19 protein-coding genes are annotated in these 23,251 nt (G+C 66.3%); 8 read left to right on the plus strand and 11 right to left on the minus strand.

Annotated features, from left to right (window positions below):
* Positions 1–724 precede the first annotated feature (724 nt).
* The 3 genes from PKE80_RS10050 to PKE80_RS10060 all read left to right on the plus strand — a co-directional run bounded on the left by PKE80_RS10050 (position 725) and on the right by PKE80_RS10060 (position 4,919).
* Positions 725–2,809 (plus strand): ATP-binding protein, encoded by a 2,085-nt coding sequence (locus PKE80_RS10050; RefSeq protein WP_271182365.1) that lies wholly within the window; start codon positions 725–727, stop codon positions 2,807–2,809.
* A gap of 15 nt (positions 2,810–2,824) precedes the next feature.
* Positions 2,825–3,781 carry an autotransporter outer membrane beta-barrel domain-containing protein gene (locus tag PKE80_RS10055; protein ID WP_271182366.1) on the plus strand — a complete coding sequence of 319 codons (957 nt, stop codon included), beginning with the start codon at positions 2,825–2,827 and terminating at the stop codon, positions 3,779–3,781.
* 106 nt (positions 3,782–3,887) lie between these two features.
* Positions 3,888–4,919 carry an NAD-dependent epimerase/dehydratase family protein gene (locus tag PKE80_RS10060; RefSeq protein WP_271182367.1) on the plus strand — a complete coding sequence of 344 codons (1,032 nt, stop codon included), beginning with the start codon at positions 3,888–3,890 and terminating at the stop codon, positions 4,917–4,919.
* A gap of 234 nt (positions 4,920–5,153) precedes the next feature.
* Here PKE80_RS10060 and PKE80_RS10065 read toward each other — a convergent pair whose 3' ends face one another.
* The 5 genes from PKE80_RS10065 to PKE80_RS10085 form a co-directional block, all read right to left on the minus strand.
* Entirely contained in the window at positions 5,154–6,074 is a 921-nt protein-coding gene (locus tag PKE80_RS10065) for an SDR family NAD(P)-dependent oxidoreductase (RefSeq protein ID WP_271182368.1), read from the minus strand.
* A gap of 46 nt (positions 6,075–6,120) precedes the next feature.
* Entirely contained in the window at positions 6,121–7,329 is a 1,209-nt protein-coding gene (locus PKE80_RS10070; RefSeq protein ID WP_271182369.1) for a CaiB/BaiF CoA transferase family protein, read from the minus strand.
* Between the two features lie 2 nt (positions 7,330–7,331).
* Positions 7,332–8,351, minus strand: a complete 1,020-nt coding sequence (locus PKE80_RS10075) for an alpha/beta hydrolase (protein ID WP_211150589.1) — start codon at positions 8,349–8,351, stop codon at positions 7,332–7,334.
* Between the two features lie 85 nt (positions 8,352–8,436).
* Positions 8,437–9,579, minus strand: coding sequence for an FAS1-like dehydratase domain-containing protein (locus PKE80_RS10080; protein WP_036527447.1), 1,143 nt, complete (start codon positions 9,577–9,579; stop codon positions 8,437–8,439).
* A 21-nt stretch (positions 9,580–9,600) separates the two neighbouring features.
* Positions 9,601–11,187, minus strand: a complete 1,587-nt coding sequence (locus PKE80_RS10085) for an acetate--CoA ligase (RefSeq protein ID WP_271182370.1) — start codon at positions 11,185–11,187, stop codon at positions 9,601–9,603.
* A 127-nt stretch (positions 11,188–11,314) separates the two neighbouring features.
* Between PKE80_RS10085 and PKE80_RS10090 the strand changes: the two genes are divergently transcribed.
* The 4 genes from PKE80_RS10090 (at position 11,315) to PKE80_RS10105 (ending at position 15,476) form a co-directional block, all read left to right on the plus strand.
* Positions 11,315–12,082: an IclR family transcriptional regulator gene (locus PKE80_RS10090; protein ID WP_036527445.1), complete on the plus strand. Its 768-nt coding sequence runs from the start codon at positions 11,315–11,317 to the stop codon at positions 12,080–12,082.
* Positions 12,083–12,302: 220 nt separating this feature from the next.
* Positions 12,303–12,980 carry a hypothetical protein gene (locus PKE80_RS10095; protein WP_236727395.1) on the plus strand — a complete coding sequence of 226 codons (678 nt, stop codon included), beginning with the start codon at positions 12,303–12,305 and terminating at the stop codon, positions 12,978–12,980.
* A gap of 303 nt (positions 12,981–13,283) precedes the next feature.
* Positions 13,284–14,933, plus strand: coding sequence for a mechanosensitive ion channel family protein (locus PKE80_RS10100; RefSeq protein WP_081799093.1), 1,650 nt, complete (start codon positions 13,284–13,286; stop codon positions 14,931–14,933).
* 210 nt (positions 14,934–15,143) lie between these two features.
* Positions 15,144–15,476 carry a hypothetical protein gene (locus PKE80_RS10105; protein WP_051586966.1) on the plus strand — a complete coding sequence of 111 codons (333 nt, stop codon included), beginning with the start codon at positions 15,144–15,146 and terminating at the stop codon, positions 15,474–15,476.
* Between the two features lie 130 nt (positions 15,477–15,606).
* Here the strand turns inward: PKE80_RS10105 and PKE80_RS10110 are convergent, their stop codons facing one another.
* Positions 15,607–16,287, minus strand: coding sequence for a flagellar hook assembly protein FlgD (locus PKE80_RS10110; protein WP_271182371.1), 681 nt, complete (start codon positions 16,285–16,287; stop codon positions 15,607–15,609).
* 12 nt (positions 16,288–16,299) lie between these two features.
* On the minus strand, positions 16,300–17,802 hold the full coding sequence (locus PKE80_RS10115) for a flagellar hook-length control protein FliK (protein ID WP_271182372.1): 1,503 nt from the start codon (positions 17,800–17,802) through the stop codon (positions 16,300–16,302).
* Positions 17,803–17,956: 154 nt separating this feature from the next.
* Between PKE80_RS10115 and PKE80_RS10120 the strand changes: the two genes are divergently transcribed.
* Positions 17,957–18,142 carry a hypothetical protein gene (locus tag PKE80_RS10120; RefSeq protein WP_370424609.1) on the plus strand — a complete coding sequence of 62 codons (186 nt, stop codon included), beginning with the start codon at positions 17,957–17,959 and terminating at the stop codon, positions 18,140–18,142.
* 204 nt (positions 18,143–18,346) lie between these two features.
* Here PKE80_RS10120 and flhA read toward each other — a convergent pair whose 3' ends face one another.
* The 4 genes from flhA to fliF all read right to left on the minus strand — a co-directional run bounded on the left by flhA (position 18,347) and on the right by fliF (position 23,026).
* On the minus strand, positions 18,347–20,461 hold the full coding sequence (flhA, locus tag PKE80_RS10125; RefSeq protein ID WP_036527435.1) for a flagellar biosynthesis protein FlhA: 2,115 nt from the start codon (positions 20,459–20,461) through the stop codon (positions 18,347–18,349).
* A 144-nt stretch (positions 20,462–20,605) separates the two neighbouring features.
* A complete protein-coding gene (locus tag PKE80_RS10130; RefSeq protein WP_036527430.1) occupies positions 20,606–21,070 on the minus strand; it encodes a helix-turn-helix domain-containing protein in 465 nt (154 codons plus the stop codon).
* Positions 21,070–21,429, minus strand: coding sequence for a flagellar motor switch protein FliN (gene fliN, locus PKE80_RS10135; RefSeq protein ID WP_008831931.1), 360 nt, complete (start codon positions 21,427–21,429; stop codon positions 21,070–21,072). The genes PKE80_RS10130 and fliN overlap by 1 nt, the downstream gene beginning before the upstream one ends.
* Before the next feature lie 10 nt (positions 21,430–21,439).
* Positions 21,440–23,026, minus strand: coding sequence for a flagellar basal-body MS-ring/collar protein FliF (fliF, locus tag PKE80_RS10140; protein ID WP_036527428.1), 1,587 nt, complete (start codon positions 23,024–23,026; stop codon positions 21,440–21,442).
* Positions 23,027–23,251 lie beyond the last annotated feature (225 nt).

Below are 23,251 nucleotides of genomic sequence, written 5' to 3' on the forward strand. Positions count from 1 at the left end.
TGCAGGTCCATTGCATGCGGTTCTAGGATCATTGTGCGCTGATGGATAGTGCGTGTTCCGGGCGGATTTCAGCCGTCGTTACACCCTGCGACACCCCTGAAATGTCGCTGCAAAGCAGTGAAATCCACAGGCAACCTCGCCCCCCGAAAAGCTGGGTCATGGACAGTCGAGCTTGCCGCGATACGTATCGGCCAGCCGTGTTCGCGGATCTTAGTGCGCCCCCCGCGCCCTTTCCCGCGACATGCGGTTCCGCTGCGTTCAAGGCCACCGTCCGGGATCCCTCCGCCAAGGGGTCTCGCGGTGCCGGGGCCATCGACCGAGCGGGTTCTGTAGTCGCACCCGTCCCGTTCGCCGGTGGCCCCGGAACAAATCGAAAAGAAATTACCCAAAAGGCTCTCCACGCGTCGGATAATTTCTTGATTGATAGTCTGCAAAACGACACAAGTGCGTGGTACTTGCCGCGCCAGCAGCTGATTGGGCGCCTTAAACGCGCTTGCAGCCAGAAAGTTTCCAGCCGGACCCGCCTCTTTTGGCGATTGATGTCCGGCCCGGTCCGTGGTGACCGTTCCCGCCACCCGCTTCGGTGGGCGGCGGGAACGCGGAGCGGGGACAGGAGGGACGTGTCCCTCTCTCCTGTCCCCGCTTCGCATATCACCCGCAGGCGGCTTGCCTGCGACAATCCTCCGTCTCGAATTTGCCAACCGCCCATGGCAAAGCACAAGCCATGACCCTTCCCGAGATTCCACGCCGACTCGGCATGCCGCTGGCCATGCAGATGGTCGCGATCCTCGTGTGCGCCCTGCTGGCAGCGCAGGCGGTGACGCTCGCACTGACCGTCATCCTGCCGCCGCGCCCGGCCGAACGCTGGAACATGGACGAAGTCGCCAGCGCGCTCGGCGGCGGCCCCGCCCCCAAGCGCCTCGAACGCAAAGCCATGCGCGGCCCGCCCGATGTCAGCGGACAAGGCTGGCTGGTCTCGGAATCCTCGCGCGATGCGCTGGCCCGGCGCATCGGCCAGCCCGCGAACGAGGTGGTCCTCGCCTCCTACACCCAGCTTCCCGTCGGCGGCGTCGCAGTGCCGAGCAGCGGGCGATCGCCGCTCGCCGTGAAATCCTCTGGTTCGGGCAGCCTGTCCTCGCTGCTGATCGACGAGGCCCAGGCCCAGGCCATTCCCGGCGGACCGCCTGCGAGCGGATCCGCCGGTCCCACCGGCATGCCGGGCGGCGGATTTCCCGGCGGCCGCATGCCGGGCGGGAACTTTCCCGGCGGCGGCTTTCCGGGCAGCGGAGGCCCGCGCGTACCTGCACAGCCCGGTTCGTCCATGCCCCGTCCCAACCTGCCAGGCGGTCAAATCGGCGGCGGGACGAGAGGCGCTACCCCCGGCCAGGCCGGGGGCGGACGCCCTGGTGCAGGCAGCGCAAGCAGCCCCGGAAATGCCGCTGGCAATACCGCGGGGATCGGAGCCGGTGAGGGCGGGCGACCGATCGGCAGCCCTGGCGCCGCCCGCGGCCCCGGCGCTTTCGCCCAGCCCGGGCTGACGCCCGGGATCGGCTTGGCTCCGCCCAGTCCCGTCATCGCCATCGCACCGCCGATCACCCGGCCGAGCGCGGCGGCCGAGCCGATCGCCGAGACCCAGCGAGCACCCGCTCGTCCGGCCGCCCGGTCCACCACGACAGCCGCCATCCCGACTGCGGCCATTCAACCGCAGCCCGTCGCCTCTGCCCACCCGGTTTCAGCAGCCGCGGCCATACGCGCACCGGATGTGCGCCCACAGACGGCTTCCTCTCCGCAGCCCATCCCGTTCCGCCGTGTGACGAGTTCGCTGTTCGATGTCACCTCGCCCCCGTTCATCGAAGGGGATTTCGTTGCCGCCGCGCGGCAGGCGGATGGCAGCTGGCTCGCGGTGGCCCCCCGCGCCGAGCCTTTTCCCAATGCCTGGCAGACCAGGGTAATGCTGTGGTTCGCGCTGTCTCTGGCGATCGTCAGCCCGCTGGCCTGGCTGTTCGTACGCCGTATCGTCGTGCCCTTGCGCGATTTTGCCAGGGCCGCCGAGCAACTCGGCCGCGATCCCTCGGCGACCATCCTTCCGCTCTCCGGCCCGGCGGAGATCGGCCGCGCGGCGAACGCCTTCAACCAGATGCGCCACCGCCTTCGTGCTTTCGTCGACGATCGTACCGCCATGGTCGGGGCAATCAGCCACGACTTGCGCACGCCGCTGACGCGGCTGCGCTTCCGCATCGAGGACGTGCCCGATGACCAGCGCGAGGGTCTGCTGAAGGAAGTGACCGAGATGGAAGCGATGATCAGCCAGGTCATCGCCTTCATCCGCGACGCCTCGACACCCGGTCCGCGCCAGCGGCTCGACTTCGCAGAACTCATCGCCGGCAGTGTCGCCGACTGGCAGCTTGTCGGGGCCAATGTCGAGATCGAGCGCAATGCCCACATCCCGGTCGAGGTCGATCCGGTCGGCATCCGCCGCCTGCTCGGCAACCTGCTGGAAAACGCGGTCAAGTATGGCGACAGCGCCCGCGTGCGTGTCTCCCTCAGCGGCAACGAGGCCGTCGCGGAGATCGTCGATGCCGGCCCGGGTATCCCCGAGGACGAGTTCGATCGTGCCTTCGAGCCGTTCTACCGCAGTGAAGCCGCGCGCAAGTCGGGCCGCAACGGCAGCGGGCTCGGCCTCGCCGTCTGCCGCTCGATCGCGCGGGCGCACGGCGGCGACGTCTCGTTCGCACACGGTCTGGATGGCTTCGTGGCGCGCGTGACAGTGCCTGCCGCGTTCGTCCCGACCCTGCGCAAAGCCGCCTGAGCGAACGGCAGAGCCATGCTCAGACATTTGCACGCCCTTGGTGCGTCACTGGCGCTCTCGCTATCCCTTCAGCCTGCTGCCGCGCAAGAGACCGAGGGTGCCGCCGAAACCACGACGGCCGCGACTTCATCCCGCGAGGCCGAGACTGGCACGATCGGTGACACGAGCGCCGCGCAAGTCGCTCCCCTGCGATGGACGGCGGCGGCGTCCGGCGGCATCAGCGCACGCGACGATGGTCCGGACGGCAGTTGGCAGTCGCTCAGCCTGACGCGCACCGTTGGCCGCGGCTACTTGCGCGCCAGCGCGATGCGCTACCACGGTACGCTGCAACAGTCGGACGTCGCGCTGCCCTCGGACTATTACGTCGGGACACTCGGAGCGGGGGGAAATTTCGACAACTGGGTGATCGACGGCTGGGTCAGCTTCGGCAGGCAGGATTACGGCCGGATCAGCACCTCGCTGGGCAGCCGCGCCAGTACCGGCGCCAAGGGCAGCGACTATTACGCCGTCGGTGGCGATTTCGGCCGTGTACTGCCACTGGGCTCGCGCTTCTTTCTCACTCCGACGGTGGCCGCATCGTTTGCCGATGGAAAGCTGCTGCGCCCGGCGCCCGAAGTCACAGGCCTGCGCGATCAGGAAACCGACGAGCCGACCTGGTCGGCCAATGCTACGATGCGCATCGATTATGCATTCGGCAGTGCTCGGGAGCACTATGCCGGACTGTCCTTGTCGCGGAACTGGACCAGCAACGGCCTTTCCGCATTGCAGATTCGGCCCAATCGGGACCCCGACGCACAATTGCCATTCCGGCTCGACAGCAAGCACTATGCGGACAGTTGGTTCGAAATAGGCGCTACGACCAATATGAAGCTGGGACGCAGCCTGTACCTCGATTTGTTCACCACGCGCAGTTTCGGCGTGAAAGCTGGGAATGTAACGTCCGCAGGAGCCACCTTGCGGCGCTCGTTCTGACCTGCCCACTCAAAAAGCGGCGGCAGGTTATCTTCTGCTCCACCATTTTGCCTTAGCATCCGCGTTCGCAATCGAATTGAAACGGACAGGCGGCAGAGCGCGCGAAATGATGACAGGAAAAGTTTCGAAGGTGGCGGAAGCAAGTGTCCTCGTGACCGGTGCAGCCGGATTCATCGGTGCCGCCGTTGCCGAGGCCCTGATGGCCCGCGGTCAGTCGGTGATCGGAATCGATAACCTCAACGACTATTATGCAGTCTCGCTCAAGCGCGCGCGCCTCGATGGGCTCGCTACGCGTCATGGCAACCTGTTTCAGTTTCGGGAACTCGACTTCGCCGACATGTCTGCGCTCACCGCAGCGTTGGGGTCTTTCACGTTCGAAACCATCGTCCACCTGGGGGCGCAGGCCGGCGTACGGTACTCTCTGGAGAATCCGCAGGCCTACGTCGCCTCCAACCTTGCCGGGCACGTCAACATGTTGGAAGTCGCCCGCGCCCGGCAGGTCGCCCACATGGTCTACGCCAGTTCAAGTTCAGTCTACGGCGGAAATGCGAAGCTCCCCTTCGCGGTGGAAGACCGCGCGGATCATCCCGTCTCGCTGTACGCGGCGACGAAGAAAGCCGATGAACTGATGAGCGAGACTTACGCCCATCTCTTCCGCCTGCCTCTCACCGGGCTGAGATTCTTCACCGTCTACGGCCCTTGGGGCAGACCCGACATGGCGATGTGGAAGTTCGCCGAACGGATTCTCAGTGACCGACCGATCGATGTCTACAATCAAGGCGAGATGAGCCGCGACTTCACTTACATCGACGACATCGTCGGCGGCGTCCTCGCCTGCCTCGACTGCCCGCCGGCCGACGACGGCGCGCAAAAGGCAGGCGGCAGCGTCAAGCCGCACGCGCTTTACAACATCGGCAACAACAAGTCCGAGCACCTGCTGCGCCTCATCGAAGTGCTGGAGGATGCCTGCGGCCGCAAGGCGAGGCGCAACCTCCTGCCGATGCAGCCCGGGGACGTCACCGCGACTTACGCCGACATCACCGCGCTGACCCGCGATACCGGCTATATGCCGAGTACGCCGATCGAAACGGGCGTGCCGCGTTTCGTTGATTGGTTCCGGAGTTACACCGGCGTGTGACAGCGAATCCTGGCGAAAGCCGAAATCTCACCAGATCAACGCTGCAACAATGGCAATCATCACCCAAAGCATCGCGTTGAATTTCACTATCGTGCCGAGATCAAAGGGCGGCACTTCGATATAAGTATTGTAGGTGTTGATCATCACAGACCCGTTGTTCAGCGTCGCATGTGGCAACCTCTCAGGAGTGAAACAGCGCCCTGCCCGCGAGGTTCCTGAAATTTAATTGCCGGTTCAGGTTCCCGTTCTTTCGCGGATCATCGCGAAGCCATGCAGCAGGTGGTCGAGTTGGCCATCCGGCACCGGCGCAAATGCCAGCTCCTCGCCGCCCTGCCGGATCGCCCCGATCTGCCCGGCCACCTCCTCAAGGCTCCATTGCGGCCGAAATACTCCCGCATTTTCCGCAACCCAGGCACGCGCCAGACGGCCCCCCATGGCAACGTACATCTCGCCGCTCACCGCGCATTGCTCGTGACAAAGGTAGGCGACCATCGGCGCCACCATCTCGGGTTCCATCGGCGGGAACCCGCTCGTGTCGATCCCTTGGGACATGCGCGTGACTGCCGCCGGCACGATGAGATTGGAGCGCACATTGCTGTGCTGCCCCTCGATCGCGGCCGTGTTCGACAGGCCCATGAAAGCCGCCTTGCACAACGAATACGTGACATTGTCGGCCTTGCCGTAAAGTCCATTTATCGAACTGGTGAGGACGATCCGGCCGTAGCCTTGCGCCATCATACGGGGAAACGCCTCGCGCATGACGTGGTAAGCGCCCTTCAAGTGCACATCGAGCACCGCGCTGAAGTCCTCGTAGCCAAGGTTCGAGAGCGAGCCGCGCCGCACGTTGCCTGCCGAATGGATCAGAATGTCGACCCGCCCGAAGGCATCCAGCGCGGTATCGATGATCGCCTTGCCCCCTTCGGGCGTCGCGACACTGTCGAGACTGGCGACCGCTTGACCGCCGGCAGCGCGTATCTCGGCGACAAGAGCCTCGGCGGGTCCTTCCCCGGTCGCATCACCTGCCATCGAGACACCCGGATCGTTGACGACGACCTTGCATCCCCGCCTCGCCAGCAGCAGCGCATGTGCGCGGCCGAGGCCCCGGCCGCCGCCGGTAATCACTGCGACGCGATCGTCGAAACGCAATTCGGCCATGACCTGTCCTCTCCTCGATCGCGCCAAGCTTACCGGCGCGCTGCCGTCAGGCAACGATCCCGGCGCTGCGCAGCATCGCGATCCGCTCGGGCGATAGATCGAGCACTTCGGCCAGAATCGCATCGGTATGCTGGCCCAGCACCGGCGGCGCCTCGGGCACCGGCTGCTCCGCGTCGGTGAAACGGATCGACCGATTGACGATGGGGATGGTGCCCAGGACGGCGTGCTCGGTCTCGACGACCATGCCGCGCGCCTGCGCCTGGGGTTGGGCCAGAGCCTCGCTCACACCCAGGATCGGCGCATGCGGCACCTCGTGGGCAGTGAAGATTGCGGCCAGTTCATCGACGCAGTGGCGCGCGGTGAAATCCGCGATGATCGCGTTGACCTCCTCGCGGGCGTCGCGGCGCTTTTCCAGAGTGTCGTAGCGCGGGTCCTCAGCGAGTTCCTCGCGTCCGATCGAGCGGCAGATGCGTGCCCAGAAGCCGGGTGTCAGGCAGGCGATGACGATGGATCCCTCGCGCGCCGGGAAAATTCCGTAAGGCACGAGGTTGGGATGCTGCGAGCCGACCCGCTGCGGGTCCGAACCGGTGAAGAAGGCCAGCTGCGCAATGTAGCCGAGCATGCCCATCAGGCCATCCATCAGGCTGATGTCGATATGACGCCCCTCTCCGGTACGTTCCCGCTCGTAGAGCGCCGACAGCACGCCGATCGGCCCGTTGATGCCGCCGACGAGATCACCGAGCGGGATGCCCAGCTTGGTCGGCAGCCCACCCGCCTCGCCGTTCATCGACAGCGCGCCGGACATCGCCTGGAGCACGATGTCGAAGCTCGGCCGGTCCCTGAGCGGACCGGTCTGGCCGTAGCCGGAGATCGAACAGTAGATCAGTCGGGGATTGGCCGCGTGCAGTTCCTCCCAGCCGAGCCCCAGCCGCTCCATCACGCCCGGACGGTAGTTCTCGACCAGCACATCGCACTGCGCGGCAAGGTCCTTGACGAGTGCCAGCCCCTCGGGGGTCTTGAGATCGACGACGATCGACTTCTTGCCCCGGTTGACCGCGAGGTAATAGTGGCTCTCGCCATCCCGGATGGGAGGAAAGCTGCGGGTTTCGTCCCCGGTGCCGGGCGGCTCGATCTTGAACACCTCGGCGCCGAGGTCGGCCAGCGCCAGGCTCGCGGCGGGGCCGGCCAGGACGCGCGTGAAGTCGATCACGCGAACGCCCGCCAGGGGACCGGACCAGCCGGCCGTCCCTCGCACGGTCACGCCAGTGCCTCCCGGAAGAAGCGCAAGATCGCCTCGATCGCATCACGCCCTTCGGGCAACGCGACCTGGTAGTGGTAGCAATGCCCCATGCCTTCCGCGACAATCAGGCTGGAGCGGATGCTCGCCTTGAGCAGCTGCGAATGCGTGAAGATGGCCGGACTGAGGTCCATTGCCCGGGTCCCGGTCACGATCAGCGCCGGAGGGAAGGCTGCCAGAATCTCCGGATGCCAGCCGGGCCAGGCGCTCGGATCGCGAAGATCGCAACCTGCGAAGTATCCGCGCGTGATATCGACAGGGGCGCTTCCATCGGCAGGGGGCGGGGGAAACGAGGCATCGATGTAACCCGTGACGTAAGCCGATTCGCCCGTGCCGAAGGGCACTGCCCCCGCTCCGAACACGCCGATGGCACCCGCCTGGGGCAGGTCATGGCTCGCCAGCCAGGCAGCCGCCTGCGCCGTGAGGGCACCGCCTGCAGAGCCGCCATAAATTCCGATGCGTCCCGGCGCATAGTCGGCAAGGAGTGCGCGATAGACTGCAGCGACGTCCTCCACGCCCGCCGGATGGCGATGCTCGGGCGCCATGCGGTAATTGACGCTGACGACGCGGATGCGGCCGAGCGCGGCGATCGGGATGGCTTCGACGAGGGCGACCCCATCCCAGCCGACGCAGAACGCACCGCCGTGCAGATTGATGAGGACGCGCTGCGGGTCGTGCCCACCTTCGACCGGCGTGACATCGAGCACCTCGACGCCGCCGATCTCGCCTCGCGTGACAATGACCGGGAACGTCGCCCGCAGCCGCTCGATCTGCGGCGCCATGTAAGCGTTGATTTGTGCGCGGCGGACGGCGATGTCATCCTCTTGGCCCGACGCATCGAACACCGGCATCGCCGCGCGCAGCCGCTGCAAGGCCGCCGCTTCCTCGCTGACCAGGCCGGAGACCGGCAGGGTAAAGGCCGGAACCTGAACGCTACCGTCGGGAAGAAACGCCGGCATCGCGCGGGTCATCGTGTCCATGGCCTCTCCCAATCCGCCGGCGTCGCGCCTTCGCGGGTATTCGTCGCCGAGCCTAGGCTCGGCGACGGTCAAGATCACCCCCGCTTCACGCCTTGCTCGGCAATTCCGCCACGGCGGTACCGAAGGCCGACAGTTCGCCGCGGTGTGTGGTCGCCTTCTGCGCCACTTCGACGTACTTCTTGCCGTTCTCCTCGAACTTGCGGGTCACCTCGCCGGTAATGACGATGGCGTCGCCGTCCGGGTTGTGACGGCGGATCTGGCAGCTCGACTTGTGCAGGAAGCCGTCGTCGCCGATCCAGTCGGTCATGTGGTGGGTCAGCCAGGAGCAGCGCTCCGGGCCGTAGTCGTAGGCGCCCGGCGCGCCGACCTCGAGCGCGAAGGCTTCGTCCCAGTGCACGCGCTCGGGGCAGTCGGGCACGTTGAAGCGGTTGCGGATACCGAGGCCCGGGTGCGCCTTCTGCATCTTGTAGGCGAGCTTGTTGGCGCGGATGTAAAGGCCGCCCCAGCCCTGCGCATAGCAGATGAAGCCGGTAACGGTCATCGGGCCCTTCATCATCGGCGGCAGCTTGTCGCCGACGTTCACGTCCTCGAAGTAGCGGGGCACCGCTCCGCGCTGCTCTTCCTGGTCGTAGATCTCGTAGAACTCGTCGAGCTGTTCCTGGGTGAAGGGCTCCACGCGGCCCCGCGCCTCGGTGTACTTGGTACCGCGTTCGCGCGCCTCGTCACGGTCGGTGCGGAACACCCAGCTGTCCGCGCCCGCGACGTGGTCACCGTGCTGGTTGTAGAAGTCGACGTGATAGATCTGCTGGAACGAGCGGCCCGCGAACTTGGTCTGGTGCTCGACCAGATCCTTCAGGTACGCCTCGACCCTGATGGTGTCGTTGCGCAGCACCGGCTTGTGCCAGGTCCAGTCGGCGCCCGCCCACATCGCGTGGACGCCCGAGAGACCACCGCAATAGCCCGAGATGATACGGCTGGTGGTGAAGAGAAACGAAGGCAGCGCGACGAGCGAGCCGTACTTGGTCTTCGCGGCGTATTCCGGATCGCACCACAGCGGATTGTCGTCGCCGATGCCGTGGGCATAGTGGCGGATGGCGTCGCGGGTGGCCTCGTAGTTCCATGGCTCTACGGTGTTCTCGATCTTCACGCCGATGCGCTGGCGCAAGTCGTCGAGCCCCTCCTCGGTGATCTTGGGGAACTTGTTCTTCGGTTCTGCTGTGGTGGCCATTTCTCTGCTCTCCTGGATGTCTCAGCCGACCGCTTCGGCGGCTTTCGCGGCTTCACGGTCGCGCAGCATCTTGCGGTGGACCTTGCCTGCGGGGTTCTTGGGAAGCTCGTCGACGAATTCGACGAGACGCGGAAATTCATGCTGGGCGAGGCGTTCGCGGGTGAAGTCCTGAAGCTCGCGCACGAAGGCGTCGTCGGCGGCGCGGTTCGAGACGACGAAGGCCTTCACCACCTGCCCGCGCTGCTCGTCGGGCACGCCGATCACGCCGCATTCGAGGACATTGTCATGGCGCAGCATGGTGTTCTCGATCTCGACCGCGCTCATCGTCCAGCCGGCCGAGATGATGACGTCGTCAGCGCGGCCGCAATGGTAGAAATAGCCGTCCGCGTCGGTCTTGGCGCGGTCCTTGGTGGTCATCCAGCCGCCGCCGCGGAACAGCATCAGCTCGCCGATCTCACCGGGATCGCAGACCGAGCCGTCCGGGCGCTGGACTTCCAGCCGCTGCCCCGGCACCGCCTTGCCGAGCGCGCCGGGCTTGACCGGGAAGTCGTCCGCACCGGGGTAGTTCACCAGCACCACGCCGATCTCGGTGGTGCCGTACATCGAACAGGCCGGCACCTTGAACCACTGGTCGATCCACTCCAGCGTCGCCGGATCGATCGGCTCTCCCGTGAACGACAGCTTGTCGAAGCGGAACGTGAAGTCCGCCGCCCGGCCGCTGTTCTTCATCATGCGGTAGTGCGTCGCGGCCGCCGACATGTTGGTGATGCCAAAGTCGTCTAGTGCCTGCATCAGCCGCACCGGGTCGAAGCGGCCGGCGAACGTCCCCGTCGTTACCCCCAGCGCCAGCGGGGCGAGCGTTCCGTGCCACAGGCCATGCCCCCAGGCCGGGCTCGAGGGACAGAAGAATGCGTCCCCGGGCCGGATGCCGGTGCCGTAGAGCGCGGCGAACATCAGCGTCACCAGCGTGCGGTGCGAGTGCTTCACCGCCTCGGGCAATTCGCGCGTCGTACCGCTGGTGTACTGGAACACGGCCATGTCATTGGCGCGTGTTCTGGGCTCGTAGCTGGTTGGAAGATCGTCAAGCGAGGCGAGAAAAGCCTCGTCCGCCACGATCACCTTCGGCTTGCCGTCTACCGCGACCGAGCGTGCAAGCTCCGCTTTTTCGGAATTCGTGACCAGGATCTCGGGCTCGCAGTCGCCGATGCGCAAACGCAGCGCGTCGGGCCCGAACAGAGTGAACAGCGGAACCGAGATCGCCCCGGTCTGCATCGCCCCGAACAGGCACACGTAGAAGGGGAGCGAGGGCTCGAGCATGAAGGCGATCCGCTCGCCGGACCGCACGCCTCGCGCATCGAGCCAGTGCGCGAACTGCGCCGCGCCCTTCGCGATCGTGTCGAAGCTCAGGACTTCGTGCGCGCCATCGGCATGGGCGATCCGCACCGCGTCGCGCTCCGAACCGTCGGCATGGCGGGTCACGCATTCATGCGCGATGTTGAAGTACTCTCGGTCGCCGTCGAACAACTCCCACAGCGCCGCCGACGAAGCATGGGCCTGTGCATCAGCATAGCGCGTGTAGTCGGTCAGCCCTGAAATCATTTTGGCCATCAACCGTCCTGTCCCCTGGCTCATTTCCGCCGGGTCGAATCGCCGCGACGAAGGTTGTCCTTGTGTTCAGCACTGCTGCCACAACGGCCTTGTTTTTGTAAATATTGAATGTTATTCTATATATTGAATGAAAAGCGGTGTTGATACAGCTAAGGCCAGCAAGGCCCCAGCCATCGCCCGGGCGGCAGCGGTGCTGCGCCTGCTGGGCAAGCATGGTGCGCCTCTCGGCGTTCAGGCGATCGCCCGTGAACTCGGCCTCGTACCCAGCACGTGTCTGTATGTGCTGCGCGCCCTGGTGGCAGAGGATCTGGTGGCCTTCGATGCCGACACCAAACGCTATTCGCTCGACGCCGGCGTGCTGACACTGGCTCGTGCCTGGTTGCGCAAGGATCAGTTCAACGACCTTGCCCAGCCGGCTCTGGACCGAATTGCCCGCGAGTTCGGAACGACAGCCATGGGGGTCCAAGTCTTCGGCCTGGACCACATCATCGTCACCGCGATGTCGCAATCAGGCCAGAACTTCCAGCTCTCGACGCAAGTCGGCAGCCGTTTCCCGGCGTTGGTGTCAGCAACCGGACGATGCATCGCCGCTTTCGGAGGGTACCCGCAAAGCGAACTGAAACCGCGATTTGATCAGCTGCGCTGGGACGAGCCACCAAGCTGGGAAGACTGGCTTGCGCAGGTAGACGACGCGCGCGTTTCAGGTGTCGCGGTGGATGCAGGGCACTACCTGTCAGGGGTCACGGTGGTAGCCGCGCCTGTATGGAAGGGGGGCAGGCCCAGCCATGCGCTTGTGGCGATAGGGATTGGCGCAGCCTTACGCAACGAACTGCCGCGGCTGAAGGAGGCCCTCAAGGCTGCGGCCAGCGCGCTCAGCGGGCAGATCGCAGCCTAGTCAGCAATTGAGCGAGCCGGCCCGCGTGTTGTCACCGCTGACGTCGCGGATCGGCGGGGATCGGCGGGGATCGGTGGTGACCTTGGCCCTCGACAGATATCAGCTACCTCCGACTTGCGAGAAGGCACAGGGCGCGCTCGATCACAAAGGGTTCATGTAAGACATCACGAAGGGACATCTGCACCTTGACGCTTGGAGCGACAGATGTTCGAACCTGCTCGTGACTGACGATTCCCCCAATTCCGCCGCCAAGTCCCCTCCGCCAATAACCAGGGCAGAGGCCCGCGCGGATGAAGCGGCGGCGATCCGCCGCCGCTGGATTACGCTGGGCGAAGTCCTTACGGTGATCGCGGTCACCATCTCCGGCTTGACCTTGTGGAATAGCTGGAGCCAGCGCAGCGAGACTGAAGCCGGAAAGAACGCCGATGCCCGGCGTGCTTCCACCAAGGCGGCGATGCTCATTCTTGTGGCAGCCCGGACGGATGATGACGAACTGGTCCTGAAGCCCGCATCGCCCGAGCAATCGGTTCAGAGCCAGAGTATCGCCTTTCCCAGCGCACTCGCTCTTGCTGCCGCGGAAACCACGGGAGAACCTAGGATTGAGGCGCGATGGTTTGAGAACGCGCTCAAGAAGGCCCGCAGCCGAGCCAGACTGCCTGACAGCAGCCGCGGTGACGAGAAGCTGCCAATCCTCGTCACTACCCGTTTCCTGGCTGACGGCAAACTCCACGAGGAGTTGGCGATCTACGACATCGGTTACAGCATCGCGGGTCGCTGGCTGGGCGGCCACAGCATCACGCTGCGCGGCGTCTCACTGGTGGCCCGCACCCGCAAGTCTGCAGGAAAGAGCCTGCTCGATGCACGCTGGAAAGCGGTCTTGGCACAAGCAGGAACTTGAAACACAGGGATTTTTTCCGATCTTGCACTCGTTGCCAGCGCAGGAGGTGCCTGCGGCGCTGCGCTGCGGCGCTATATCCGTTTCTGATGCATGCCTGACGGCTCGCGTAATGAGGCTGCCAATCATCGCGCGTTGGCAGTCCAATCCTCCCGTCTTGCGACTGTCGCATTCCACCGGCATTGCGAGGACACAAGCACGGGTTGCCGCGCGTGAGGCTCTCGTCTGCGCATATTCGCTGGAAATGCGCGGCGCTTTCGCGTCTGGAGCGCCCGCTCACACCGAGCTTCAGGAGACCGTTTCCCAATGTTGCGCAAACTGGCCCGGCTTTGGGCGTTATTCCTTCTCGTCCTGATCGCCTCGCAGGCCCAGGCGCAGCTGCTGCCGACGCCCAAGGCCGAGGAATCCAAGACGACCGAGACGGACGCGGCCACAGCCACTCCGGCACCCGCCGCCGCGCCCCCGACCGATCCGTTAGGGCGCGAGACGCCGCGCGATGCCGTGTCAGGGCTGCTCGCGGCGTTGGCAGAGCGGGACTATCCTTTGGCCGCCAACTATTTCGAGGCCCGCTCCAACGGGGAGCAACTCGCGAAGGAGATGCAGGCGGTACTCGACGCGGGCGGATCGCTGTTGCCGTTCGGGGCGCTGTCGAACGATCCGGCGGGCGTGCTCGACGACGGGCTCAAGCCCGCGCAGGAGCGCGTGGGCGACCTCGGCGACGCCGGCAAGACCCCGATCCTGCTGACGCACGGCACCAACCGCGCGGGCACCCGGATTTGGCGCATCGCCCGCCAAACGAGTGCCGCCGCGCATACCCTGCAGCCTAGGACGAAGCAGGCCGAGGACGAAGGCCCAGAGATCGCCGGCGCGTCGCTGGAGGACTGGGTGCGCCTGCTGGGCATAGCCGCACTGGTGTTCTTGGGCTTCCAGCTGATCAACGCCGGGTTGCTCTTCACGATGGGGCGGATCATCGCCGACAAGGAGAATAGCCGCGTCTACCGGCTGACCCAGGCGGCGATGCCGCCGCTCAGCCTGTTCTTCGCTACCGTAGTTTTCATGTTCTGGGCGGGATCGATGCCGGTCTCGATCGTCGCGCGGCAGCTGTTGCTGCGCTACATCGGGATATTCGCGTGGGTGGCGCTGGCCTGGTTCCTGTTCCGCATGGTCGATTCCGTTTCGGCCCTGCTGATCAGCCGCATGGCCGGGCAAGAGCGGCGGCAGGCGGTCTCGGTCGTCACGCTGATCAGACGCGCGGCCAAGATCCTGCTGCTGTTCATCGCCATGGTCGCGGTCCTCGATACCTTCGGCATCGACGTGACAACGGGCGTGGCAGCGCTCGGCATCGGCGGTATCGCCCTGGCGCTGGGCGCGCAGAAGACGGTCGAGAACCTTGTCGGCTCCGTCACCCTGATCGCCGACAAGCCGGTACAGGTGGGCGATTTCTGCAAGGTCGGGGAGGTGACCGGGACGGTGGAAGACATCGGCATCCGCTCCACCCGCATCCGCACACTTGAACGCACCGTCGTCACCATCCCCAACGGCGATTTCTCGTCGCGCCAGATCGAGAATTACGCGCAGCGTGACCGCTTCTTGTTCAATCCCACAATCGGGGTGGAATACGGCATCGGCTCGGCCAAGCTGCTGGAGGCAGTGGAGCTGATCGAGAGCGTGCTGGACGCGCACGACCGGATCATCAAGCCAGGCGCCCGGGCGCGGTTCAAGAACTTCGGCGCCAGTTCGCTCGACATCGAGGTGTTCTCATACATCGAGGCGGCGGATCTCGACCAGAGCCTGGTGATCCGGCAGGACCTGCTGCTGCTAATCTTCGCTGCGCTGGAGCAGGCTGAAGTCGGCATCGCCTTCCCGACCAGCACCGTCCACCTCACGCCGCACAAGGCGCCAACGACGCGGCCCGCCTCGCTCGACATCGATCCCGCGCCGCAGCGGGGAGCGTGAATCTCCGCCATGCGGAGCAAGCCGGACGGAGGATTTATCAACGCCTTATTGCCGGGGCGCGGCTTTTAAGATCGATTGCATAGTATAGTGTCGGAAATTGCGGGTCACTGGTGAATATTGCGTTTACCATCGGCAAGCGGGGGTCGACCTTATTTCTCGGGTCAGGGGCAGCGCACCGATGCAATTCGGTGCGGTACTTTGAGAGCGCGGATGGCGGATAATTCAAGTTGGGGCCTGGGTGACGGCAGCACCCGGACTTCAGGGGCGCAGCAGGAATACTGGTTTTCGCTCAGGCTCCGGGTCGATGCACCCGCGCAGCTATGGCAGGCGGCCGCTTTGCGCTGCCTCAGCCAGTCCGACCTGACGCAGGACGAAGTCGAGGACCTGATCGGCCCGATCGAGGATCCCTCGATCACTGACTGCCTGATGATGCTCGCCCTGCCCGAGCGGATTCCCGGCTGCACCCGGCTCGATACGACCCTGCAGCAAAGCGCGGCGGGAGCGCCTGCAGCCGCACGCGAACGCAGCGACGCGATGGAATGAGATAGTCCTCCCTGTCGCGCAGCGATTGGGAGGGGGCCGCCGAGACAGTCGGTGGTGAAGAGGGGGATAACCCCTCCGTCTGCCCTGCCGACTGCGACCTCCCCCTCCCTGCGGAACAGCGAGGATGCGCTCACTCCTTCGTCGAGGTCGTCGGTGTAGTCAGCGCCACCAGCCCGGTCGCGGACAGGCGGATGCCGTTGACGCCAAGCATGATGCTGGTCCCGTCGGTGACCACGTCGTCCACCACGCCTACCGAGTTGATCGTCGTGTTGAGGTTCGATCCGTCCGACGCCTGCGCCTTGATCGAGAGGGTATAGGCGCCTGCGGCGGCTTTGGTACCGTCGGTCTGGAGGCCGTCCCATTTATAGGTGCCTTGGGTCTCGCTGGGGTCGAGGCTGACGGTCGCCACGGTGCCGCCCAGCGCGTCCTTGATCGTCGCGGTGACGGTGGAGGGGGTGCCATCGACATAGTAAGTCCACTTGGCCGGATTGTCACTCAGCCCCGCCACGGCACTGTCGAAGCGCGCTTCACGGCCGATGTAGCTCGATGCCTGCGCCATCTGCTGCGACAGGAGCTGGCCGAGGATGTCGTCAAGCTTGCCGGTCTGCTGGATCGACTGCTCCACCTGCGAATACTGCACCAGCTGCTGGGTGTATTCCGAGGTGTCCATCGGGTCGAGCGGGTCCTGGTTGGTCATCTGCGTGGTCAGCAGCTTGAGAAACAGGTTGTAGTCGGCCAGCAGGCTGGTCGTGGATGCCGCCGTGGTGCTGGAGGTGCTGGACGTCGAGGCAGTGTCGGTAACGGTTGCCATGCTGGTGCTGCCTTATGCCATGAGGTCGAGATTGCCGCTGCCGCGCAGCGAGCGGAGAAGGGGGGCGGCCTCTTCCGGGGCGCCGGTGAATTCGCTGCTTGCGCCCTGCGACCGCGCGGACGGACGGTGCTGACCCGCGCTGCCGTTGCCGCTGCCAAGGCTGCCGCCGGAACTGTCGAACCGCAGCGACTGGGCATCGGCGCGCACGCCCGCATCGCTGAGCGCGCGGTCGAGATACATGCTTTCGCGCCGCAGCAGGTCGAGCGCGGCGGGCTGGTCGGCCGAGACCACGGCGCGCAGGGTGCCGTCGTCGTCGAAGCCCATGCGCACGTCGATCCGGCCCATGTGGCGCGGGTCGAGGCGGATCAGCAAGGCATCGCGCAGACCCTCCGGCCCGCCGTCCAACGCCCGCGCGATGGCGATGCCGACGTCCGCGCCGAAGTGCCCCTCGCGCATGGATACGCTCGCCTCGGCCGGGGCGAGGGCGGGAGCATTGCGCGCGATTTCATAGGGAAGTGCTGGGGGTCGCGTGGTCGCCGCTTCCAGCGTCTGGGTGAACAGCGGGGCGGACACGCGAGCCTCGGGCTCCGGGGTGGCGGTGTCCTCGGCGGCCTGCGGCGCGGCGTGGGCGACGGGCGCGGCGGTGCGGGCGGCCGCAGGTTCAAGCGTCTCGGCTGCGGCGGATGGCGGGGAAGCGGAAGGCGCGGCCGCCACAATCGGCACGCCAGTGGCCTCGGAGGTGGCCGGAGCGGCGGCGGGGGGCTCTGAAGGAGCGGGGGTTTTCGCGGCCTTGCGCTTTACCGGACGGGCGGCCTCGGACGTTTCTGCCTTCGGTTCGACGGCGGGGGTCTCGGATGGCAGCGCGTCTTCGACCAGCCCGGCCGCTGCGAGCGTAACCGGCGGAACGTCGATGGATACCTCCGCTCCGACGAGTCGCTCCTGCTGCGCCGGCGCGGCGGTCGGCAGGTTCCCGACCTCCTCCCCCTTCCTCGGGAGTGGCGGCGTGTCTTCCCCGGGCACCACGGTCTCGAGGGCTTCCGGGCGTGCCCGGACCGGTTCGACAGGTGGAGCCATAACCTCTGCGGACGTGGCCGCGAGTGCCGGAACCTCGGGGACATCCACGGTTGCCCCGGCGGTCGGGTTTGCCGCTGGCGATGCAGCCGCAAGGGTCGGAGCAGACGCGGCTGCGGGGATTTCCGGCACCTTGGGTTCGGGGAGAGACGGAACCGACACAGCGGTCGCATCCGTCAACGTCAGAGACAAAGCTGCAGTCGCCCCGACCGGCTCGGCCGGGGCCTGCGGCGCCGTGACGCTCGCCGCCGCCACTTGCGGCGCGATCCGGCTGGAGAGCGGAAGAGCCTGAGCCGCGACAGGCGGCGCTTCGCCCGCCTGCGCGGCCTCATCGACTTTGGCGCCGACGCTCGCCAGCGCGGCAAGGAAAGCGCCGGGTTCCGCATCCCCGACGCTCGGCGTGGGAGTGCCCGAGCCAGTAACGGTCGGGAAGAGGGTCGTCACGGGAACGGGCATCGGTTCATCATAGGATGCTCGTGCACCGGGCGGTCGCGGCTGCGATCTTATGCGCAGGGCTGATCGATGGGCTTGCCTTCCCTAAATCACGATCGCGCCCTATGGTGATCGATAGAAAGGTATCTTATCGCTGATCCGCATGATGGCCGAAGGGTCGGACGGCTTCGCGGGGGGCTTGAGCGCGCACAACTATCGCACGATCACCGACGCCGCCACCGCGACGCGCGATCTGGCCGAGCTTGTCGAACTGGGCGCGCTGGAGCGGGTGGGGGAGCGGCGCTATGCGCGCTATCATCCGCGGATTGCGAGCAGCGACGGCGGGGTGTGATAGCAGATGGCCCCGTCATCCCAGCGATAGCTGGGACCGCTGGCCGTGAACAGCCCACCTCGCGGCGCGCGGCGCAAGGGCTTCGACAAGCTCAGCCTGAGCGGAATTGTGAGGTTTACGCCACTCCCGCTCACCCTGAGCTTGTCGAAGGGTCCCAGCCTTCGCTGGAATGACGGGGTGTATTTGCCCCATCCGTGTCAGCCCCTACCCGATCGCGCCCAGACTGCGCAGGCGCGCCCTCGGATGGATCTCGTTCTGCGAGAGCACCACCGTCGCGGGCCTCACCCGCTCGATGATCGAGCGCACGAAAGGCCGCAGGCTCGGGCTCGTCAGCAGGCACGGGATTTCTCCCTGCCCGGCGAGGCGGTCGTACGTCTCGCGCACCGAGGCGATGAAAGCCTGCAACTGCGAGGGCGCCATGGCGAGGTGGCGGTCGTCGCCCTGCCCGATGATCGCCTCGGAGAACGCCTCGTCCCACACCGCACCGAGCGCGACGATGGGGATGGTCCCGTCCAGCGTGTGCTGCGCCGAGATCTGCCGCGCAAGCCGCGCACGAACGTGCTCGGTGACTTGCGTGAGGTTGGAGGTCAGCGGGCTCGCCTCGGCTACGCCTTCCATGATCGTCGGTAGGTCGCGGATCGAGACGCCCTCGGCCAGCAGGTTCTGCAGCACCCGTTGCACTCCCGAGACGGAGATGCGCGAGGGCACGATGTCGGCGATCAGCTTGGCCGAATCCTTGTGGACCTCGTCAAGCAGCTTCTGCGTCTCGGCATAGGAAAGAAGATCGGCGATGTTGTCCTTGACGATCTCTGTCAGGTGGGTGGTAACGACAGTGCCGCAGTCCACTACTGTCAGGCCGCGGAAGCCCGCTTCCTGGCGCAGTTCGCGGTCGATCCACTGGGCCGGAAGCTTGAACACGGGCTCCTGCGTGGCCTCGCCCGAGAGGCCGGTCTCGCCCCCGCCGGCGTTGATCACCAGCAGCTTGCCGATGCGCAGTTCACCCCGCGCGGTCTCGGTTTCCTTGACGTAGACGACGTACTCGTTCGCTTGCAGCGCCATGTTGTCGATGATGCGCACCGAAGGCAGGACGAAGCCGTAGTCGGTCGCCATCTGGCGGCGCAGCGCGCGGACCTGATCGTCGAGGCGCGGCTCCGCGCTGGCGTCGTTGATCAGCGGGAGCAGGCCATAGCCCAACTCGATGCGCAGCGCGTCGATCGCGAGGGTGCGGGCGATCGGCTCCTCGGCCTGCGCGGCCTTCTGGCGGGCCTGAGCGGCGGCCTCCTCGACGCGGGCGGCGGCCACCGCCCCTTCCGCCTTCTTCGTCATCGTCCACGCGAGCCATCCGCAGAGCCCGCCGAGGATCGCGAAGGGCAAGAACGGCAGGCCCGGCATCAGCGCCAGCATGCCCATCAGCGCGCCCGCGATGCCGAACGCCTTGGGATAACGGCCCAGCTGATCGCCCAGCGCCGCGCCGGTCTTGCCGACGACGCCGCCCTTTGACACCAGCAGGCCCGCCGCCGTCGAGACGATCAGCGCCGGGATCTGGCTGACGAGGCCGTCGCCCACGGTGAGGATGGTATAAGTCGTGAACGCCTGTCCGAACGGCACACCGTGGATCGCGACGCCGACGATCAGCCCGACGATGATATTGATCGCGGTGATCAGCAGCGCGGCGACGGCATCGCCCTTCACGAACTTCGAGGCACCGTCCATGGCGCCGTAAAAGCCGCTCTCCTGCTCGATCTCGGAACGGCGTTCGCGGGCGACGTCCTCGGTAATGGTCCCGGCGTTGAGGTCGGCGTCGATCGCCATCTGCTTGCCCGGCATCGCGTCGAGGCTGAAGCGCGCCGCCACTTCGGCGATGCGGCCCGCGCCCTTGGTGATTACCACGAAGTTGATGACGATCAGGATCGCGAAAATGGTGAGGCCGATGACGGTCTCGCCGCCCATCAGGAACTCGCCGAAGGCGGCGATCACGCCGCCCGCCGCCTGATGCCCCTCATGCCCGTGGCCGAGGATCAGGCGGGTGGAGGCAAGGTTCAGGCCAAGGCGCAGCATCGTGGTGATGAGCAGGATCGTCGGAAAGCTGGAAAGCTGCAGCGGCTTCTCGATGAACAGCGCCGTCATCAGGATGAGGACGGAAGCAGTGATCGAGAGCGCGAGGCCCATGTCGAGCATCCACGCCGGCATCGGCAGGATGAGCATCGCGATGATCGCGCCCACACCCAGCGCCAACGCCAGGTCGCGCCCCGGTCCGAGGCGGACGAGGAACTGCGTGACCTGCGGCGGGAGCGCGGACTTGGTGGGAGCGGTGGCCATCGGGTCAGGCCGCCGGTTGCGGCAGGGTTGCGAAAGGCTGCGCCTGACCCTTCGACACGCTCAGCGTGAGCGGGGGAAAAGTAGACTTTCCAATCCCGCTCAGGCTGAGCGTGTCGAAGCCCCCGAGGCTGGGCGCACCGTTCATCACACCCCGGCTGCCATCTCGGCCCGCACCACGCCCGCAAGAGCCGGGGGCACCGCCATCCCGTCCGCCTGGAACGAGCGCAACTTGTTGCGCATGGTCCGCACCGAAATGCCCAGCATTGCTGCCGCCGCGCTGCGGTTGCCGCCGCAGTGGCGCAGGGTCTGGAGAATCAGTTCGCGCTCGACATCGGCGATGTTCTGTCCGACGAGGCCGGAGACCGATGCCGTGACGGACCCCTCCGAACGCCCGCCGCGCAGCCGCGCGAGCACGTCCTTGAGGTTCACCGCAAGGTCCACCACTACCATGTCGGCTTCGGATCCGGTCCAGCCTTCAAAGGCCGCAGGCGCGGATTCCACGCCGATACGGGTGGCCGAGCCGCGCACCATCTCGTTGGCAAGGCCCACCGCGTCGCCCAGTTCGCCGACCAGCATCAGCCGGGTGGCATCATGATCACGCGAACCCATCATGCTTCCTTGCGGACGATTTCGGTCAGCGTGACGCCCAGCGTGGCGTCGATCAGCACGACTTCGCCGCGCGCGATGATGCGGTTGTTGACGAAGATGTCGACCGGCTCGCCGACGCGGCGGTCCAGCTCCACGACCATGCCGGGCTTGAGCCGCAGCAGGTCGCCGATGTCCATCTTCGATCGGCCGAGCACTGCCTGCACTTTCACCGGCACGTCGAACACGGCGTGCAGGTCGTCGGGCGTCGGCGGCGTGGAGGGACGCGGCGGCAGCGCGGTTTCGCCGCTCAGGACCGGGGCCGGTTCCTCAGGCAGATGCGCCGGGGTCAGCTGGTGCCGGGTGTCGAGCTCGTCGCTCATCGGATACCTTTCACGTGTTCATCCACTGGCGGATGACGGAGGCGGATTCCGCCGGGTTGGAAGCGATGGTGTCGCCGATACGCTTGATCGCGGAGAGCTTCACCCGCCCATCGACATGGGCAAGCGCCACTTCCTGATCGAGCAGCGGGGTATCGTCCGCAGCCCCGCCCATCGGTTCAAGCTGCGCCATTGAGAGGCTGCCCGCAGGCTGGCGGCGGTCCTCGCCCTCGGGAAGATCACCGGAGGGCGGCGGCAGCAGCGCGGGCGCGTTCTGGCGGCGCAGCATGCGGATGGCGAAGAGGACGATACCGCCCACCAGCACGATCTTCAGCACGTCGAGGATGCGATCGACGGTCAGGCCGAACGGCAGGCCGCCATCGATGCCGTCCACGTCTTGCGCGGCGAAGGGCATGTTCTCCACCACCACGCTGTCGCCGCGATCGCTGTCGAAGCCGACGGCGTTCTCCACGAGGCGCTGCAGGCGATCGAGCTGCGGCTGCGGCAGGCCCTTCTCGCCGCCGTCCACCATGACCGCCACGGTCAGGCGCTTGACCTGCCCCGGCGTGCGCACGGCGACCTTCTGGACGCGGCTGTTCTGGTACGTGGTGTCCTCGGACGTCTCGTTCTGCGCTGCGTTGCGGCTGTCGCCGTTCGCGCCGTTCTGCGCGGCGGCCGCGTTCTCGGGCAACTGGGTGGCGACGGTCGCGCCTTGCGCGCCGGGGGTCTTCTCGGTGCTCTGGTTGCTGGATTCGACGCTGACCTGATGCTGGATAACCTGCTTGTCGGGGTCGAAGGTCTCGGATTCCTCACGCACCTGATCGCGTTCGAGCACGGCAGACACTTCGGCGCGGACTTTGCCGTGGCCGACGATCGGCTCCACCATGGTCTCGATCTGGTCGCGCAGGCGGGCTTCGACGGCGGCCTGGCGTTCCTCGATGTCGCCGGAACTGCCTTGCCCTTCGCCCGCCCGCGCCAGCAGCGCACCGGTCTGGTCCACCACCGACACCGCCTCGGGCGAGAGGTCGGGCACCGCCGAGGACACCAGGTAGCGGATCGCCTGAACCGCCTCGGCCGGAAGCCGCCCGGTGGTCTTGACCGTGACCGAGGCGCTGGCCTTGCGCGGCTCGGTTTCGAACATGGCGCGCTCGGGCATGACGACGTGGACGCGGGCGCGGCTGACACGGTCCAGGCTTTCGATCGAACGGGTCAGTTCACCCTCGATCGCGCGCGTCTCGTTCAGCTTCGCGCGCGAGGAGGAGATGCCGAAGGGCTCCTCCTGGTCGAGCACTTCGTAGCCGATCTTGCCGCCCAGCTGCTCGGAGGCCATCGCCATGCGCAGTTCGGGCAGCTTGTCGGCGGGCGCGAGGATAGCGGTTCCGTCGGCCGACAGCTGGAAGGGCACGCCCTGCCCCTTGAGCTTCTCGGTGATGGTCGATGCGGCCGAGGGATCGAGGTCGGTATAGAGATAGCCCATCGCGCTGTCAGGCGTACGCGTGGCCATCCAGCCGAGGCCGAGCAGCAGCGCCAGCGCGACGCCGCCCATCATCGCGGCGCGGCGCACTCCAATCTGCCCGATGAAATTGCGCAACGCTTCCAAGTCCGGCCTTCCGAGATCCCGGCGCCGCCCCTGTCGCGCGCCCAGAGGGCATTATAGGATGAGACTAGGCAAGACTTGCCGGGATGCGCAAAAATGTCTGGTCTCTTTATCATCCCTGTTCCGCAGGAATGGGGAGGTGGCAGCCCGCAGCGCTGACGGCGGGGTTTCTCCCCCTCCACCACCTGTTGTGTCGGCGGTCCCCCTCCCCATCGCTACGCGTCGGGG

Origin of the sequence: Novosphingobium resinovorum (genome assembly GCF_027922145.1) — a bacterium.
GTDB lineage: Bacteria > Pseudomonadota > Alphaproteobacteria > Sphingomonadales > Sphingomonadaceae > Novosphingobium > Novosphingobium resinovorum.